Origin of the sequence: Dyella sp. (assembly GCF_035508675.1) — a bacterium.
Classification (GTDB): domain Bacteria; phylum Pseudomonadota; class Gammaproteobacteria; order Xanthomonadales; family Rhodanobacteraceae; genus Dyella_B.
Genome location: NZ_DATJMN010000002.1, coordinates 1 through 17,481, shown reverse-complemented (window position 1 = coordinate 17,481; position 17,481 = coordinate 1). Strand labels below are relative to the sequence as shown.

The 17,481-nt window shown below is 63.1% G+C and carries 14 protein-coding genes; 3 read left to right on the top strand and 11 right to left on the bottom strand.

Features of this window, described 5'->3' with window-relative positions:
* Nucleotides 1–404 precede the first annotated feature (404 nt).
* Nucleotides 405–605, top strand: coding sequence for a hypothetical protein (locus tag VMA74_RS00080; protein WP_325363567.1), 201 nt, complete (start codon nucleotides 405–407; stop codon nucleotides 603–605).
* Nucleotides 606–638: 33 nt separating this feature from the next.
* On the opposite strand, the gene VMA74_RS00075 is transcribed toward VMA74_RS00080, so the two are convergent.
* From VMA74_RS00075 to VMA74_RS00060, 4 genes are all read right to left on the bottom strand, one after another.
* Nucleotides 639–2,963 (bottom strand): FdhF/YdeP family oxidoreductase, encoded by a 2,325-nt coding sequence (locus VMA74_RS00075; RefSeq protein WP_325363565.1) that lies wholly within the window; start codon nucleotides 2,961–2,963, stop codon nucleotides 639–641.
* Between the two features lie 131 nt (nucleotides 2,964–3,094).
* Nucleotides 3,095–4,081 carry a VOC family protein gene (locus tag VMA74_RS00070; protein WP_325363563.1) on the bottom strand — a complete coding sequence of 329 codons (987 nt, stop codon included), beginning with the start codon at nucleotides 4,079–4,081 and terminating at the stop codon, nucleotides 3,095–3,097.
* 200 nt (nucleotides 4,082–4,281) lie between these two features.
* A complete protein-coding gene (locus tag VMA74_RS00065) occupies nucleotides 4,282–5,331 on the bottom strand; it encodes a GlxA family transcriptional regulator (RefSeq protein ID WP_325363561.1) in 1,050 nt (349 codons plus the stop codon).
* Nucleotides 5,332–5,680: 349 nt separating this feature from the next.
* Nucleotides 5,681–6,652, bottom strand: coding sequence for an SDR family NAD(P)-dependent oxidoreductase (locus VMA74_RS00060; RefSeq protein WP_325363559.1), 972 nt, complete (start codon nucleotides 6,650–6,652; stop codon nucleotides 5,681–5,683).
* Between the two features lie 143 nt (nucleotides 6,653–6,795).
* Here VMA74_RS00060 and VMA74_RS00055 point away from each other — a divergent pair, with 143 nt between their 5' ends.
* Entirely contained in the window at nucleotides 6,796–7,377 is a 582-nt protein-coding gene (locus VMA74_RS00055) for a helix-turn-helix domain-containing protein (RefSeq protein ID WP_325363557.1), read from the top strand.
* A gap of 7 nt (nucleotides 7,378–7,384) precedes the next feature.
* Here VMA74_RS00055 and VMA74_RS00050 read toward each other — a convergent pair whose 3' ends face one another.
* The 7 genes from VMA74_RS00050 to VMA74_RS00020 all read right to left on the bottom strand — a co-directional run bounded on the left by VMA74_RS00050 (nucleotide 7,385) and on the right by VMA74_RS00020 (nucleotide 14,640).
* Entirely contained in the window at nucleotides 7,385–8,632 is a 1,248-nt protein-coding gene (locus tag VMA74_RS00050; RefSeq protein WP_414649529.1) for an MFS transporter, read from the bottom strand.
* 54 nt (nucleotides 8,633–8,686) lie between these two features.
* Nucleotides 8,687–9,280 carry a hypothetical protein gene (locus VMA74_RS00045; protein ID WP_325363553.1) on the bottom strand — a complete coding sequence of 198 codons (594 nt, stop codon included), beginning with the start codon at nucleotides 9,278–9,280 and terminating at the stop codon, nucleotides 8,687–8,689.
* 87 nt (nucleotides 9,281–9,367) lie between these two features.
* Nucleotides 9,368–9,676, bottom strand: coding sequence for a hypothetical protein (locus VMA74_RS00040; protein WP_325363551.1), 309 nt, complete (start codon nucleotides 9,674–9,676; stop codon nucleotides 9,368–9,370).
* Between the two features lie 40 nt (nucleotides 9,677–9,716).
* Nucleotides 9,717–11,861 (bottom strand): TonB-dependent siderophore receptor, encoded by a 2,145-nt coding sequence (locus VMA74_RS00035; RefSeq protein WP_325363549.1) that lies wholly within the window; start codon nucleotides 11,859–11,861, stop codon nucleotides 9,717–9,719.
* Nucleotides 11,862–12,569: 708 nt separating this feature from the next.
* Nucleotides 12,570–14,120 carry a PepSY-associated TM helix domain-containing protein gene (locus VMA74_RS00030; protein WP_325363547.1) on the bottom strand — a complete coding sequence of 517 codons (1,551 nt, stop codon included), beginning with the start codon at nucleotides 14,118–14,120 and terminating at the stop codon, nucleotides 12,570–12,572.
* A complete protein-coding gene (locus VMA74_RS00025) occupies nucleotides 14,117–14,362 on the bottom strand; it encodes a hypothetical protein (protein ID WP_325363545.1) in 246 nt (81 codons plus the stop codon). The genes VMA74_RS00030 and VMA74_RS00025 overlap by 4 nt, the downstream gene beginning before the upstream one ends.
* Nucleotides 14,362–14,640 carry a hypothetical protein gene (locus VMA74_RS00020; protein ID WP_325363543.1) on the bottom strand — a complete coding sequence of 93 codons (279 nt, stop codon included), beginning with the start codon at nucleotides 14,638–14,640 and terminating at the stop codon, nucleotides 14,362–14,364. The genes VMA74_RS00025 and VMA74_RS00020 overlap by 1 nt, the downstream gene beginning before the upstream one ends.
* A 305-nt stretch (nucleotides 14,641–14,945) precedes the next feature.
* Between VMA74_RS00020 and VMA74_RS00015 the strand changes: the two genes are divergently transcribed.
* Entirely contained in the window at nucleotides 14,946–17,402 is a 2,457-nt protein-coding gene (locus VMA74_RS00015) for a GH92 family glycosyl hydrolase (RefSeq protein ID WP_325363541.1), read from the top strand.
* The last annotated feature ends 79 nt before the right edge of the window (nucleotides 17,403–17,481 follow it).

Here is a 17,481-nt window from a genome sequence, read left to right as displayed (position 1 = left end):
AACTTAAGGGCCATCTATCGCCGGGAACTCTAATTCGTCATTCCGGCGTTCGCCGGAATGACGGGCTTGGATTTCTGGCGGCTGAAACATCCTTAAGTTCGGAGCATTGGGGCTAGGGTGGGGTGCGAGCGCAGCGAGCGGCAGGAGCCAAACATGGTTTCCATGCATTTCCGCAGGATATTCAGCGGCACGCTAAAGCCCAAGCAACCCCACCCCGACCCTCCCCTACTGTCGCAGGGGAGGGAGTTCGATCGCGATCAACGGCTAGCTTCCTGGCCCAAGTCAATGCCATTGGCTTTAGCCATCAAACATCCCGCAACGCATCTCCATCCGCAGAAACCACCTTGTCCGCACAGCGTCCGGACGCTGCGGACAAATGTCCGCGGACAATTCGCGCTTGCGTCGTGTTCACCAAAAAAGCGCACCACCATGCGGTTTTCCCGATATCGATGCAGTTGGCATCAGCCTTGCAACACCTGGCTCGAAAGCCTCAATCATCCATCGAACGGAGAACTGCCATGAAATTCGAAACCCTGATGCTCAACAGCTTGTTCGCCGCCTGTGTTGCGATCTGTGTGTCGACGCTGGTGGCGATGCTGGCCTAGGTCGCAGCCAACGGCCGCGGTGGTTCCATCCACTCATGCGTCCGCAGGCGGTGCCTTCGCACGCGATCGACGCAACGAAACAGGCACCGATTTATACGTCGGTGTCCCCGATTCGGGATCGAAGCTGTCGAGTCCGACCAGGCAATTGCCTTCCGGGTAGTAGATCGCCACCGTGCCGGCTGCAATCGGGTAGGCCACGGCGACGAAGCCGCGCACGGCGCGAGTGTTGCCATTGCTGTCTGCCGCATGTGGTCCGACCACTTCCACGTCGATGCGGTCGCCGTGCTTGAGTCCGCTGGCTTTCAGGTCATCCGCATGGGCGAACACCACGTCGCGCCGGCCGGTGATGCCGCGGTAACGATCGTTCAAACTGTAGATGGTGGTGTTGTACTGGTCGTGCGAGCGGATCGTGGTGAGTTTCAGATGCTTCGCGGGAAGCGCGGGATCTTCATCGAGGCCGCGCGCCACCAGAAAGTTCGCCTTGCCGCTGGGCGTGGCCCATTTTCTTTCGGAGGCGGCGATGTAGAGCCGGAAGCCGCCGGGTTGGCGGACGCGCTGGTTGAAGTCGGCGAAGTCGGGATACACGATCTGGATCTTCTCGCGGATGCGATCGTAGTTGGCCACCAACGCATCCCAGTCGACGCGCGTATGGGGCAGGGTCGCCTTGGCGATATGCGCGACGATCCACGGTTCCGAGCGCAGGTGTTCGGAAGCCGGTTCCAGTTCGCCCGCCGAGGCATGCACCATCGACATGGAGTCCTCCACGGTGATGGATTGCGGGCCTTCGGCCTGTATGTCGAGCTCGGTGCGTCCCAGGCACGGCAGAATGATCGACTGCTTGCCGATGATCAGGTGCGAGCGGTTGAGCTTGGTGGTGATGTGCACGGCCAGGTCGAGATGGCGCATTGCCGCGAAGGTGGCTGCCGGATCGGACATGGCCACGGCGAGATTGCCGCCCAGACTGATCAGTACTTTGGACTTGTCCTCGCGAATGGCTTGAATGGCGCGCACGGCATCGTGGCCATGTTCGTTGGGCGCGGTGAAGCCAAAGGCGCGTTCGATGCGGGCGATCAGCGCATCATTAGGTTTTTCGGTAATGCCGACCGTGCGGTTGCCCTGCACATTGGAATGGCCGCGCAGCGGGCAGATGCCGGCACCTTCGCGCCCGATGTTTCCATGCAACAGCAGCAGGTTGGCAATCTGCTGCACGTTCTCGGTGCCATGCGCGTGCTGGGTGATGCCCATGCCATAACACACGATGACCTTCTTCGCGTGGCTGTAGACCTTGGCGATGGCCTCGATCTCCTCGCGCGACAGCCCGGACCTGGCAACAATCGCATCCCACGAAGTCGCATCGATATCGGCACGCAATGCATCGATGCCAACGGTATGCTCGCGGATGAATGCATGATCGAGCACCCCGGCTTCAGCGTTGCCGGTGGCATTGGCATCGGTCTCGAACAGCCACTTCATCACGCCTTTCAGCATGGCCAGATCGCCGCCCGACTTGATCTGGTAATAGGTGGAGGCAATCGGCGTAGCCTGGCCGGTCACCATTTCCAGCGGGTCCTGCGGTGAGGTGAAGCGTTCCAGCCCGCGTTCCGGCAAGGGGTTGATCGCAATGATCGGCACGCCGCGCTTGGACACCTCGCGCAAGGTGGCGAGCATGCGCGGATGATTGGTGCCGGGGTTGTGGCCAATGCAGAACAGCGCATCGCAATGCTCGAAGTCGTCCAGCGTAACCGTGCCCTTGCCCACGCCGATGGATTGCGGCAGGCCGACGCTGGTGGCTTCGTGGCACATGTTCGAGCAATCCGGGAAATTGTTCGAACCGTATTCGCGCACGAAGATCTGGTACAGAAACGCGGCTTCGTTGGACGCGCGGCCGGAGGTGTAGAACTCCGCCATGCGCGGATCGGGCAGGGCGCGCAGCGCCTGGCCGATGCGCTCCATCGCTTCGCTCCATTCAACGGCGACATAGGTATCGGTGTTGGCGTCGTATGCCATGGGATGCGTGATGCGGCCCAGGCTTTCCAGCGCGTAGTCGCTGAGGTCCCATAGCGAGGTCACGGTATTGGCGGCAAAGAATTCCGGTTTCACGCGCTTTGCCGTGGCTTCCCACGAAACGGCCTTGGCGCCGTTTTCGCAGAACTCGAAGGAGCTGGTGTGCTTGGGGTCGGGCCATGCACAACCCGGGCAATCGAAACCTGCCGGCTGGTTGACGCGACGCAGGGCCGATGTTTCGCGGCCGATCGCCATCTGCCCGTTGATGGCCTTGGCGACCGCGCGCAAAGCGCCCCAGCCACCGGCGGCGCCGTCATAGGTGCTTACGCCCGGGATCTTGGTTTTGCCGGTCATGAGGATGGCCTCGGTCAATGTTGCGGCGTCGGTCGGGTGGATGAAGCGTAACCTAACCTAAGCTGGAGGTGCCCGGTGCTCTGCGAACACACGGAACCGCCGAGGCCTACGCTGAATTAACCAGAGCAACCCTAAAGGTTTGCGATTGAACAAGGCGAGCTGCTCGGCTGCATCGCGTGGAATTCGATAGACAAGCCAAGATCGTCCTGTGTAGGAGCGAGAAAGGATTCGCCCGACAAGCCGCGGTAAGTCGTCAACTTGCGCTCGTAGCCGCGTTCGACCCAGCGTTGCGCACGTCCGAGGTCGGCAACGCTGAAGCTCACGCCCAGGATGCGTGGGCCGCTGATCGACATGACCTGCTCAGCGAGACCCGCGCCGTCGGGCTGAAGCACCCATAGCGCCGTCGGACCGACCGGCACGCAAAATCCCTTCGCACCAACCTCGGGCAATTTCACCGGTACCGCATGGCCAAAGCCCATCTTCTCCAGCTGTTGGCGATCGGCATCGGCATCGCCCGACACCAACCATATCGACGAGAGCTCGCGCGCACCGTTGGGATGTTCGCGTGTCAAACGATAATCACTGGTGTTTGTGGGGTCGAACTGATCGGGCGCGTAATCGGCAGCGTAGTCGATGAAAAAGGTATTGCTAGACAACGGCGCGCGATTGAACGCAAACAAACGCCAGCCCGGTTTCGCGCTATCGGGGCCGGAGAAGAAAGGCGTAACAGCGTAATGCAACGCTTGGAGCGAGCGATGGATCGCATCGAGCGAGGAGGAGCGGAAGCCAAAGCTGCGCGAACCCGGTCCACCCTTCAGCGCCTGCTGATCCTCCTTCATCCCCGGATCGAACGTCGGGTTGGGCCGGGTGACGCCAAGCAGTTCGATGAAGCTGCTATCCGAGAACCGGATATAACGGTTAGCCACGCCACCGGGATCTCGCCCCGGCCGAACTTGAAAACCCAGTTTCACCGCCATGACCGATGTGACCTGATCGATGCTGCGCCCCCACAGCAAGATGTGGTCGAGTCGCGTAGTGGCTGGCGCTGCAGTCGCCGCCGAAGCCTGCGCGGCGCCCGCGCATAGAAGCCATGCCGAAATGAATAAGATCGAGCGCATGCGAATCCTTACAGAAAAGTGCGTGATGGTTCGCTTGGTCATGCCGCGGACGTCACGCCATGTCGCCGGCGTGCTCCAAGCGCCCTTTTATCGGCGGTCTGGCCGATACCCGCAAGGACAATTTCCGGGCAAAAGCAGCCAACGCAAGGGGCTCCGCGCGCCCACGATGTTTTGCGCGCCTTGGTGGTGACTCGTTGCAGTCAAACGCTCGCGCTTCGACGCAGCGACTGCGGCGACATGCCGAAGGCGCGAACGAAGGCGCGACGCATGCGATTCGAATCGCCGAAGCCCGTCGATGCAGCAATGTGGTCCAGGTTGAGATGGCTAGTCTCGACCGCGATGCGGGCAGCCTCCAACCGCAAGCCTTCCACCACCTTCGCCGGCGTCGCACCGATTTCCGCGGCGAACGTGCGCGCAAAATTCCGAGGACTCATCGCCGCGCGCTCCGCCAATCGCTCGACCGTCATCGGTTCGGCTATGCGCGCGCGCATCCAGTTGATCAGTTCGCCGAATCGCCCGGTCTTGCCTCCCTGTTCCACCAGGACGGAGTACTGCGACTGCCCACCGTGCCGTCGTTGGTGCACGACAAGTTGCTGCGCCGTGCGACGTGCGATGCCGGGACCGAGGTCGTCTTCGACGAGCGCCAGCGCAAGGTCGATGCCCGCGGAAATACCCGCCGAGGTCCACACCTTGCCATCCCTGACAAACATTCGGTCGGCATCGAGCCGCACCTTCGGATAAAGCAGCTTGAAGCGATCGGCCGCGGCCCAATGTGTAGTGGCGCGCCGTCCATCGAGCAGCCCGGCTTGCGCGAGAAAGAACGCGCCAGAGCACACGCCCGCCGCTCTGCGCCATGCGGCGCTGCCGAGCCAAGTGACGATGTCGACCTGGCCCTCCTCGACTTGCGCCAGGTTGCCGCCGGAGACGATCACCGTGTCGAAATGCCGTTGTTCAATCGGCGTGGCCGCTAAACACACGCCTGACGAACTACGCACGATGCCGCCTTCGGGCGCCAGCACGTTGATCGCGTAGCTGTCCGGCCGGAAACGTTCCGCCATCTCGAATACGGCCACCGGGCCGGCAGCATCCAGCAGTTGAAATCCCGGAAAAACGACAATGGCAATCTCGCGTCGCATGAGGCAGTCGCATGATTTGATCGACTTTCGAGAAAATCGCGTAAGTGCAAGGAGAACGTCAAGTGGGTCCATCGGAACAAGGGGCCGCCGGCGATACGTCCAGAAGGCCAGCAAGGCGCGTTGCGCGGCGCCGGGCAGGCTGGCCGTCTGTGCATGGCACCAACTTAAGCCAAGGAGCTTGTTGTTCGCGGAGATCTGCTCCCTCCCCTGCAAGCAGGGGAGGGCTGGGGTGGGGTTGCTTGGGCGTTAGCATGCAGCTGAATGTCCTGATGAGATGTATTGAAGCAATGGGGCTCCTGCCGCTCGCTGCGCTCGCACCCCACCCTAGCCCTCCCCTACTTCGCAGGGGAGGGGACGTATCCTGGCGAGCGAGAGGTACACGCTTCGATTCTGGCTTAAGTTCGGAGCATTTGGGCTAGGGTGGGGTGCGAGCGTAGCGAGCAGCAGGAGCCGAACATAGCTTCTAAAACCGCTCCCCAACCATCTCCTCGCTCTTCGCCCACAGCGCCTCCGCACGCTTCGCATCCAGCGCATAAGCCCGTACGCCTCCGCTTGCCAGGTTTTCTTCTGCATGGGTCAGCAGTTCGGCCACGTGGCAGTCTTCGCAATAGCGTCCACCCACTTCGTCCGCACTCGCGACGGCGGCGGCCCATACCGTGGTGGCTGCGCCTTGCTCGACCGTCTTCCATTGAAACGGCGGCTTGCCGGCCGCCTGGTTCTGTTTGTTGACCTCGTCGACGCGCTGTTGCAGGAGAGCCTCATCCATATGCCGCGTCAATTCGGTCCGGATGCCGCCGGGATGCACTGCCGTTGCGCGAACGCCGTGTTGCTGGTGGCGGCGATCGAATTCGACGGCGAACAGCACGTTCGCGGTTTTCGAGCGGCCATATGCACCGAATTCGGTATACGGTGTGCGCTCGAAGTTGGGATCGTCCAGATCCACATCCGAATAACGATGGCCGGCCGAAGAGAGATTCACCAGGCGGCTGCCATGCTTCATCAACGATGCCATGCGATTGATGAAGACGAAGTGGCCCAGATGATTCGTGCCGAACTGCATTTCGAAACCATCCACGGTTTTGCCGAACGGGCAGGCCATGATGCCGGCATTGGCAAGCACCAAATCGAAGGTATCGCCCTTCGCCAACAGCTGGTCGGCGCACTTGCGCACGCTTGCCAGCGAGGCCAGATCGAGTTCGACCAACGTGAGGCCGCCGGTTGCTTTCGCATCGGCAAGCACGCCCTGTGTCGCAGCTTTTGCCTTGGCAACATCGCGCACCGCGCCGACGATATACGCGCCGTGCGCCGCCAGCGACCGCGCCGTTTCCACGCCCAACCCGGCCGATACGCCGGTAATCAACACACGCTTGCCGCTTAGATCGACGCCTTCGAGAACCTCGTCGGTGGTCGAACTTGCTCCAAATGACTTGCTCATCGTTGCCTCATAAGTTGCTGCCTGCGGGCCGGGATTGGCTGCCGCGATACCGGTGGGCGTCCGGGCCGGTTATGCTTTGTCAAACCGGAGACGACCTCCGGATATTTTATGCGGAGGCATCCTCCGTTTTTCAAGGGCTGCCCGTGACCAAACCGGAAAAAGCTGTAAAACCAACGCGTAAGCCGCGTGCCGATGCCGAGCGCAACCGCCTCCGGCTGATGGAAGTAGCCAAGGCTGCGTTCGCCGAGCAGGGCGCCGACGTAAGCCTGGACGAGATCGCCCGCCGCGCCGAAGTCGGCATCGGCACGCTGTATCGGCACTTTCCCACCCGCGACACGATCCTGGAGGCGATCTACCGCCAGGAAGCCGAACAGCTCGGCGCGGCCGCGGCAGCCTTGCTTGAAAAGAAACAACCGGTCGACGCCTTGCGCGCGTGGATGCGCTTGTTCGTCGATTACGTGGCGACCAAGAAGCTGGTCCTGCCGGCGCTCAATGCGTTGACCGGCGATACCTCGGAACTGCGGGCGTACTCCTCCGCGCATATACGCGGCGCGGCCGAGCTGTTGGTGAAGCGCGCCATCAAGCATGGCGACATCCGCAGGGATGCGCAGGCCATGGATCTTCTCTACGCGCTGTTCGGTTTCGCCAACATCGACAACCAGCCCGACCTGGTGCCGCGCGCGCACCGCTTGATCGACATCCTTATCGCCGGGCTAAGCAAGTAGGCGCGCGTCATGGCGCCAGGCCGTGCACGGAAGCGTCGACCGCAACGCCATGCTCACGCCGCAACACGCGCGCGCCGCCGCACCACAAGGCGAGCGCCACGGTAGCGATCGCACCCAGCAGCAGAAACGCCACGCGAAAACCCCACGCATCGGCCACCGCGCCGCCCAGCAACGGGCTGAGGGCCGCGCCGATGCCTTGCATGGTCATCACCGCGCCCTGGCCGGCATTCACGCGGCCGCTACCGTGCAGCAGCGCGGCCACCATCGCCGGTACCGCCACGCTCTGCAATCCCGCGCCGACGCCGTCGAGCATCTGCACCGGCCACACGCCCCAGCTCTTGATGAAATGCGCGGCGATCAAGCCGCGTATCGGCAAGGCGATGAAGGTCAACAGCAGCACGAACCAATGGCCACGGCGGCGCATCCAGCCGATGGCGAGCATGGCCATCGCCACCATCACCAATTGGGCGACCACGATGGTGGCAGCGGTGAACAGCGCCGGATTGCCCTGGTGCGCTGCCACCACGGCCAGGCCGTACAGCGGCAGCATCGCCGCATTGGCCAGGTGGAACAGCAGCAGGCTCACGCCAAGGATCAACAGCGGCTTGCAGGTGAGCAACACGCGAAAGCCGGAAATGCGATCATCCTGCGTCGCGTGTTCGCAGCCGCGTGCCGCGCGGTGATCGATCGCGCCGGCCGGAATCCGCCACACGCTCACCACGGCCAGCATCGCGAACAGCGCGGCCAGCACGAACACCGCGACGAAACCGAACTTCCACGCCAGTACGCCGGACAAGCCAGCGCCGATCACATTGCCGGCATGGTTGAACGCCTGGTTGCGCCCGAACTGGTGATCGAAACCGGCCTTGCGCACCATGCCCAGCGTAACGCCCGCTAGCGCCGGCCCGAGCGCGGCGCCGGCCAAGGCGGTAACGATCTGCGAAGACGCTACCGCCAGCATGGCCGGCGATACCAGCAGCAAGGCGGAAGCGATGGCGATCAGCAAGCAGCTGATGGCGATCAGGCTGCGCTTGTGGCGCGTGCCATCCACCAGCACGCCCGCCGGCGCGGTGACCAGCATGCCGACCACGCCGCCCAGCGTCATCACCGCGCCGATGGCGCCGGTATGCCAGCCGCGCGCCTGCAGGAACACGCCGAGAAACGGGCCGATGCCGGCCTGCACGTCGGCAACGAAGAAATGCAGTGCCTCAAGCGCGCGCCGCCCGGGCACCGGGGAATGGCCGGTGTTCACGATGCCTCTCCAGGATGCGAAAGGTCCACCCGTGCGCATGCGCGCACGGGTGCGGCGTCATTCCGCGGGTACTTTTCGTTTGTGCTTGGGCTTGGGCTTGTGATGGACATCCACCATCGTTTCGCCGTTGCCCAGCGCCTCGGCTTCGATCACCGTACCGTGCGGCGTCTTCAACGCGTGCCCGCGCACCTGCAAGGGTGCATCGCCGCCAAGCAACGGCTCGACCGCATCGGCGCAATGCGGCGGAAAGCGCACCACCACGCCGTCGTGCAACAGCGCGCCATGCACGTTGCCCTTGGGGCCGTGCAGCAATCGCCGCACGGTGCCGTGATGCTCGGTTGCATGCATCGGCGGATGCTTGTGATGCGGCGGTTCGTGATGCGGCGGTCCGCGGTCGGCAATGCGCTCGCCGCTGGCGGTGTCGACGGCCACGGCCACGATGAGGTCGGCGTGCAAGGGTTTTACGCCATGCACGGTCATCGCCTCACCGGCGCCGAGCTTGTGCAGCAGTTCGTGCGACAGATGCGGCGGCGTGTGAATTTCGGTGCCGTCATCCAGCAACAGGCCGTCCACGTCGCCGTGCGGATTGAGCAGGAAACGCTGCAGCTTGCCGGTGGTGGCGGGCAAATAGTCGGGGTCTAGCCAATGCATAACAACTCCTGATTTGTGGGGAGAAAGTGAAGGGAGGCGGCGGTGGCGCCAGCGCCAGCTCCCCAGCAGGATCACGTCCCAGCGCCGTCACTTCCGATCGCACGGCCGTAGGCGGACTGCACGCCAAAAACCGTGGGCACTGATCGTGCTGCCGGGCTGCAGCAAATTGCCGACTTGATCGACAGCCGGACGCGGCATGCGCAGGATGGTGCCGTCATCAAGCAGCACACCGGCGATACCACCGCGTGATGCATATAGCACGCGTTCGATCACGCCCATGTCGAGCATCGGTGTCAGCGCCGTCGCCGTGGGCGCGGGCACCTGCATGCCGTCACGCAGCAGGATGCCGTCGATTGCCGTGGCCAGCGCGAGCAGTAAGGGAAGTGAGCGGCGCATGGCTGCCTCTTTCGTGCAGGCGGGAGCGCAGCAACCGCATTCAAAGCGTCACCGTCACACTCGCCCGTACCGTCCGCGGCGTACCCTGGTTGAGGATGAACCCGAAACTGGTCAGCCAGTATTTCTCATTGCTCAGGTTGTCGACGCCCACGCGATACGTGACGGCATGGCCGCCCAGTGTGGTGGCGTAACGCGCACCCAGGTCAAAGCTGCGATACGCGCCGATAACGTTGCTGTTGTCCGCCTCGATCGCCTCCTTGCCTACGTAGCGGCCGCCGGCGGTCAGCACCAGGCCGGGCACGGCAGGCACGGCGTATTCCACGTACACATTGCCTTGCAGGCGCGGCGCACCGTATGCGCGCTTGCCATCGACACTCGGCGCCGCACGTACGTTGACCGCATCCAGGTACATCACGCCGCCCAGCACCGTCCAGTTTTTACCTAGCGTGGCCTGGCTGGAAAAGTCCAGGCCGCGATAGCGCGTCTGGCCATCCTGCACATACACGTTGTCGCTGTTGAGATACTGCAGGCCGCGTTGCACCTGGAACAGCGCAAGCTTGGTGCTCCAGGTATCGAAGTCGGTTTTCGCGCCGAGTTCGAATTGCCTGCTGGTGGTGGGCGCGAACGTCTGGTACGCATTGACCGCGCTTTGCGGCGCGCTGCCGGGCTGCTCCAGCGACTGCACGTAGCTGGCGTACAGCGTCACCGGTGCGGCCGGCTTGTATAGCAAGGCCGCCGTGGGCGTGACCGGCTGCTGCTTGTAGCGCGCGGTGGTTGCCGTGCTTGCGGCGCCATAGGCGGTATCGACGTAATCGATGTAGCGCAGGCCGAGCAGGGCGGACCAGTGCGGCGAGAACGTCAGCGTGTCGCTGGCGAACAGGGAACGCTGCGTGGTGGTTTCCGCCAGATAAGTCGCCTTGCTCAGCGGCGTGCCGGGATTGGGCAGCAGCGGCGGATCGTAGATATTGCCGGTGCCCAGCACCTGGCCCACGCTGCCGCTCCAATCCAGCGGGTAATGCGCATCCAGTTGCTGCCAGGATGCGCCGAACACCAGCGCATGCCTGATCGGGCCGGTGCTGACGGCCCCGTTGAACATGGCTTGCCACTGCTGGTAGTTGTAGCGCGAATAGCCGGAGTAGTTGAGATCGGTGTAATCGCCCTGGTTGTCGGTAAGAATGATGGCGCTGTCGCGGTTTTCGCGCGTCTGCCTGGCGTAGCTGTAGTCGAGCTTGAAGCGCCAGTCGGGCGAGATATCCCATGTCAGGCCGGTGTTCGCCACGCGATACGTAGTTTGGTAACCGGTGTAGGGCTGGCTGACGCGCTGATCGCCCGGCAGCGGCGCCGGCACGCGCACCGGTTCGGCGAGTGAATAGCCGTAGTCCTGGCCCAGGATGATGCCGTAGTAAGCGCCGCGCACTTCGCGATCCTGGTAGATGCTGTTGAAATGCCAATGCAGGCTGGCGGTGATGTCGCGGGTCAGCGCGAGCGATGCGGCGTTGCGCCGGATGTGCCCGTCATGCACGAAGCTGTTGCCGTCTTCATGCGCAAGATTGATGCGATAGCCCCAGCCATTCACCGTGCCGCCGATATCGGCCGCTTGCTTGAACACGCCATCGGAGAGGTAGCCCAGCGTGAAGCTGGCATACGGCGTGGCGGTGGGCTGCTTGGAAACGAAGTTCAAGATACCGCCCGGCTGCCCGAAGCCGTACATGAAACCGCCGGGTCCTTTCAGCAGTTCGATCTGGCTGAAGGCTTCCAGTGGCAGATCACTGCCCCAGTTGGGAATCGACAAGCCATCCATCTTGTAGCCATTGAGCAGATCCACTGCGAGCCCGCGCACCGCGAAACCCGACGACTCGCCCGCATAGCCGCTGGCGACCGGCGTAACGCCCGGATCGGCTGCAAACGCCTCGTTGATGTCGATCGCCTGGCGGTTCTGGATCAGGTCGGCGGTGACCGGCGCAATGCTGAAAGGCGTGTCGAGCAGGCTGCGCTGGCCCAGTGCGCCGGTATCGGCTTCGTTCGTGCGATAGAAATCGAGCGGACTCGCCGCCGATACGCTGATTTCCTGCAGCGTCTTGGCGTGCGGTGGATCGCTTTCATCCGCCTGCGCATGACTGCACAGCAGGCTGGCGGTGACGACGGCAAGCATTTTGCGAGCGGCATGGCGCCTTGCATCGGACATGTGAAACTCCTGCAGGATGGTCCGGCTGGCGTCGGCTTGCCGATGGAAACTTGGGTTGAGGTTTGCACCGAATGCGGCTTACTTAAGCGCACGCCTCGATGCTTGCCTGAGGCGCCGCCTCCCCTGCGAAGCAGGGTAGGGCCGGGGTCAATGCTCCGAACTTAAGCCAGCATCGAAGCGCGTAGGCGGTGAGCGCACGCGAACCCCAACGTCGCCATGCAGATTACTTAAGCGTCATTGCTCCATGGCTTGCCGCGATTTGCTCCCTCCCCTGCGACAGTAGGGGAGGGCGGGGGTGGGGTTGCTTGGGCTTTAGCGTGCAGCCGAATGTCGCTATGGCATCTGATAACAAGCAGCCATGCGACAACGTCGGGCTCTTGCCGCTCGCTGCGCTCGCACCCCACCCCAACCCTCCCCTACTTCGCAGGGGAGGGGGCACATCACTGCAAGCGTCGAGATACACGCTTAAGTTAGTGCCATTGTCCTTAAGTTCGGAGCATTGGGGCCGGGGTGGGGTTGTCCGGGCTTGCTGCATGGTTTGAACGTGTCGCGGATCAAGTCCGGGGCAGGCTCTACTACACGCAGGGGAGGGAGCAGATTCGGCGAACTGAGACATGGCGCTAATCAGGTGTGAAGTAGGGGAGGGGACAGCTTGCAGCAAGTTGTGAAGCAGTAACGCCTGAGCAAGCGCCATTCGGTTGCACCTCACTACGCGAGTGCCCACACGCTATGCGGATCGCCATGGCGCGCACGTCGCATCGTCGCGCGCGCCAGCGCCGCAAAAACCAGGCTCATGGCCAGGCCCGTCACATCGACGCCTAGCACCGACTGGCTTTGTGGCGCGAGATCACGCGCGAGCATGCCCGCATTGGCGATCAAATCGGCCAGTGCCACGGCAGCGGTCAACAGGGCGGTGGCAAGCAGCAGCTCCACCGCGCTGCGCGGAATCGGTCGAACACTCGCATAACCGCAGCTTGCGGCGAACAGGCCATAACACGCCACGCGCTGCGGCAGGGCGGCATCGATACCCAGCTGTATCGATATCCACGTCGCGGCAAACGCACCGGAAATGCCCAGGCAGGTGCCGATGCATACGCCGATCGTGGCGCGCGCCATGACACGCGTCCGACGCGGCTGATCCACATGCCGCCGTTTGCGCCGCGATTCGATCCATAACAAATTGCCGGAATAGAACAGAAAGGCGCCGCCCAGGCCCAGCATGAAATACAGCCAGCGCACGATGGCGCCGCCGAAGCTGCCGAAGTGCAGGCCGTAAATGGCCGAGTTGCTGATGCCGTTGATGCTGTGCGTCGTGCCCACATGCGTGCTCAGCACGCGGCCATCCGCCGCGGAAAGCGCCACCGTGCCGTACGTGCCGAGCGTGTGCTGCGACAGTCCGCGCACCTCGATCACGGCGTTGCGATCGCCATAGTGCAGGTAATGCAGGTAATCCGGCTCGAAGCGGGTGACCTTGCCCGCCTGCGCCGCTTGCCGTGCGCGTTCGACCAGCACGTCGGGCGGCAGCATGGCGGCCGGCAGCTTGCTGGGCGCGATCACCGGCGCGGTGTTGATGACCTGCGCATACGCCTGGTACAGCTTGCCATCGAAGGCGATGGTGTTGAGTGCGGCAAGCGTGAGCGTGAACAGGCAAAGCAGCGCGCCGGTAACTGCGAAAATAATATGGAACGGCAGGCTCAGCACACCGATGGCGTTGTGCGCGTCCTGCCACAGCCGCTTCAGATTCGGTCCGGCGCGCAAGGCGAACAGATCGCTCGCCAGCCGCGGCAGATGGATCAACACGCCCGATATCAAGGCCAGGCCATACAGCAGGCTGACGATGCCCATCAGGTAAAGCCCCAGCACCGGCAGGCCGAGCGAGTCGTGCAGCGCGTAGATGAAATCGGCCAACTGGCCCGCCGGCTCTTCGTCGCTGGGTGCGGCCATGCCGCTGTAGGTGGCGAAGCGCGCGCCATCGCCACCATCCCAATACGCATACGCGGCGTGCGACGCATCGGTAGGTAGCACGATGCCGAAGTCGTCTTTCGCTTGCGGGTGCTGAGCGACAAGGCGATCGATCAGGGCGGTGAGCGGAACGTTTGCATCGGCAACGCTTCGCCATGGCGGGTTCTGCCACGCGGCGATGGCATCGTGGAAAACCGTAAGCGCACCGGCATAAAACGCCACGAACAGCGCGAAGCCGGCCAGCAGGCCGGTCCAGGTGTGCACGGCCTGGAAGGTTCGCAGCGTGGCGGCTTTCATCCGAGCGCTCGAACCATAAGGAAGGCCACCGCATTGGCGCAGCCGAACATGGCGCATGCGCGCCGCGTGCTGCGCGTGGCAATTGCCAGTGTCATCAGCGTCAGCCACAACGGAAAGAACAGAATCAGCGCCGGCACGATCCAGGCTGCGCCATCGTCAGGCAGTGCATGCAAGACCAGGCGCAGCAGCAAGGCGGCGAGGGGAAAGCCGAGCAGGGCGCCGGCCACGCATCGGCCGAGCATTATTGGCGCGCCCGTGCGGCCGATACCTGCCTGCCGCGCCACCAGGCGAGGTACGGCAGCAGCACCCACGCACACATCATCGCCGTAAGCGCGCTCGCTACGCCTGCGCCGGCGCCGGATGCCTCGCACCAGGTCAGCGTTCCGGCCAGCAACCATATGCATCCCGCCACGCGCGCGGTGACGGGAAATACGCTGGGCCGAAGAAGACGTTGCTGCGGGTGGGCGAGGTAGACGAGCAAGGCGCCGGACAGCGTCATCAGCAGTGCGCAAAGGACCATCGAGTGTCATTCCCAATCGGCTTGTGAGCGGCCCGGCCAGGCTGGTTGTAGAGAATGCGAATTATTCGCATTTGATGCGGAAGTGTCAATCGATGCGGACGACAGATCGAATCCAGGCGAGCCGAGCAGGGCGCAAAGGAACGTTTCCGCCAGCCGGCACCATGACCTTGGTCATATGTGCAGACCTGTCATCAGGTATTAGTGTTGGCCCCGCGGGACAGTGGACTGAAAAGCGTATAGGCGTCCAGATGGAAGTGAAGGACGCGTATACGCCTTTTTTAGGTTGCCAATTTGAATCGATCTAAATGCTCGATTCCAGCGACAAGGGCGAAGCCGGCATGGTTTTTACTTGGCAGCAGGGTAGTGCGCGGGTTGCAGTTTCCGGTCGGCGCTTTGCGATGTTTTGCACAGGCGCTTTGTTGTTCATCGCCCATGGCGGCGCCATGGCGCAAGCCAGCGGCGATGCGGGCAAGGTCAATCCGCTGATCGGCAGCAGCAACGGCGGCAATACCTATCCGGGTGCGGTGATGCCGTTCGGCATGCTGCAGTGGAGTCCGGAAAATACGCGCGGCAAGCACGTGCGCACCGCATCGCCCAGCGGTTACCAATACGACGCCAAACGCATCCGCGGCTTCAGCCTCACGCATCTGTCGGGTGCGGGTTGCGCAGGCGCCAGTGGCGACGTGCCGATGATGCCGGTGACCGTGCCGGTGACAACGTCGCCCAGCATGGATCTGCGCGACGAGCGTTATGCCGCCGACTTCCGTCATGAGGACGAGCACGCCACGCCGGGCACGTACCAGGTGAAGCTGGCCAATGGCGTCGACGTGACGCTGGCCGCGGCCACGCGCAGCGGCATGGCAAGCTTTGATTTTCCACAGCATCAGCCGGCCAACCTGCTGATACGCACGTCCGATTCGGAGGTGGGCAGCAGCGATGCGTCCGTCGAGGTCGATGCCAAGACGCGCACCGTGAGCGGCTCGGTCACCAGCGGCAATTTCTGCGGTTATCTGGCCAAGGTGGATCAGCGTAGCTATTACACGCTGTATTTCGTGGCGCAATTCGATCGGCCGTTTACCGCCAATGGCGCATGGCAGGATGCGCAGGTGCAAGCCGGCACGAGCGTTGCCAAGGGCGGCACCGGCTACGACGCGAAAGGCTTTCCAACGCCGGGCAAGGGTTCCGGCGCATGGGTGGCGTTCGATCCGGCCGCCGGCCCCGTGCATGTACGCGTCGGCATTTCCTACGTCAGCCTGGATAACGCGCGTGCCAACCTGCAGGCGGAGATAGCGCCGGACGCGACGTTGGCGCAGGTGGCCCAGCACGCCAAGGACGCGTGGAACGACATGCTCGGCCGCATCGCCGTGGAGGGTGGCAGTGCGGAGCAGCAAACGGTTTTCTACACCGCGCTGTATCACTCGCTGTTGCATCCGAACATCTTCAGCGACGTCAACGGCGAATACTTCGGCTTCGATCGGCAGGTTCATCGCGTCGACGGCAAGCAGAAAAACCAGTATGCAAACTTTTCCGGCTGGGACGTCTATCGTTCCCAGCTGCAACTCGTTACCTGGCTGCTGCCCGACGTGGGCAGCGATATCGCGCAGTCGCTGTACAACCAGGCACAACAGAATGGCGGCGAGTGGGATCGCTGGACGCACAACAGCGGCGGCACGCATGTGATGAGCGGCGATCCCTCCGTACCGGCGCTGGCGGATATCTATGCCTTCGGCGGGCACGATTTCGACCTCCAGGGTGCGTATGCGTCGTTGCTGCGTGCGGCGACGGTACCCACGGCGCATGATCTTTCCGATGACGGCTGCAACGTGGAATGCGTAGGCGAGCGGCCATCGCTGGATCAATGGCTGAAGCTGCATTACATCGCCACCCAATCGCACGCATGGGGTGGTGCAGCGGAAACGCTGGAAGACGCCACCGCGGATTTCGCGCTCTCGCAGCTGGCCCAGGACGTGCACGACGGTGCGAATGCCAAACGCCTCCTGCTGCGTTCCGGCTATTGGCGCAATCTCTACAACCCCAAGGCCACGCCGCAGGAAGGCTATATCCAGAATCGCAATGCCGATGGCAGCTGGCCGGCGTTTTCACCGGCTTCCGACGACGGTTTTGTCGAAGGCAGCGCGGCGGTGTACGTGTGGATGGTGCCGTTTGACGAGCAGGGCCTGTTCCAGGCGATGGGCGGTGCGGCCAAGGCCAGCGCGCGCCTGGATCGCTTCTTTCATGACGAACATGGCAACTGGGCTGTTACCAACGCAGGGCCGCTGCATGCGGAGTTGAACAACGAACCGTCGGTGGAAACGCCCTGGCTCTACGATTTTGCCGGGCAGCCGTATAAAACGCAGGACACGGTGCGCACCGTGCTCGAGCGTTATTGGAAGAACGCGCCCGATGGCATTCCCGGCAATGACGATCTGGGCGAAATGTCGTCTTGGTGCGTGTGGTCGGCGCTGGGGCTTTATCCGGAAATTCCCGGGCGAGCGGAGTTGCTGCTTGGCAGCCCGCTGTTTCCGCATGCGGTCGTTCATCGCGCGAATGGGGACGTGACGATCGATGCGCCGGGCGCCTCATCGGACAACCGCTTTATTCATGCGATGTCGGTCGATGGGCAGGTTTATGCCAAGCCATGGTTGCCGGCAGCGTTGGCTGCCCACGGTGGGCAGCTGCGCTTCGAGCTTCAGCATGCCGTCGACAGCGCGTGGGGCAGCCGACGGATCGATGCACCGCCTTCTTTCTCGACGCGCGGCTGAGCGCGTCGGCGGTATTTTTTTCGCACAGGTTTAGATCGATTGAAGGCAGTCGATCCGGTTTTGGAACGAGCAGCCTGGA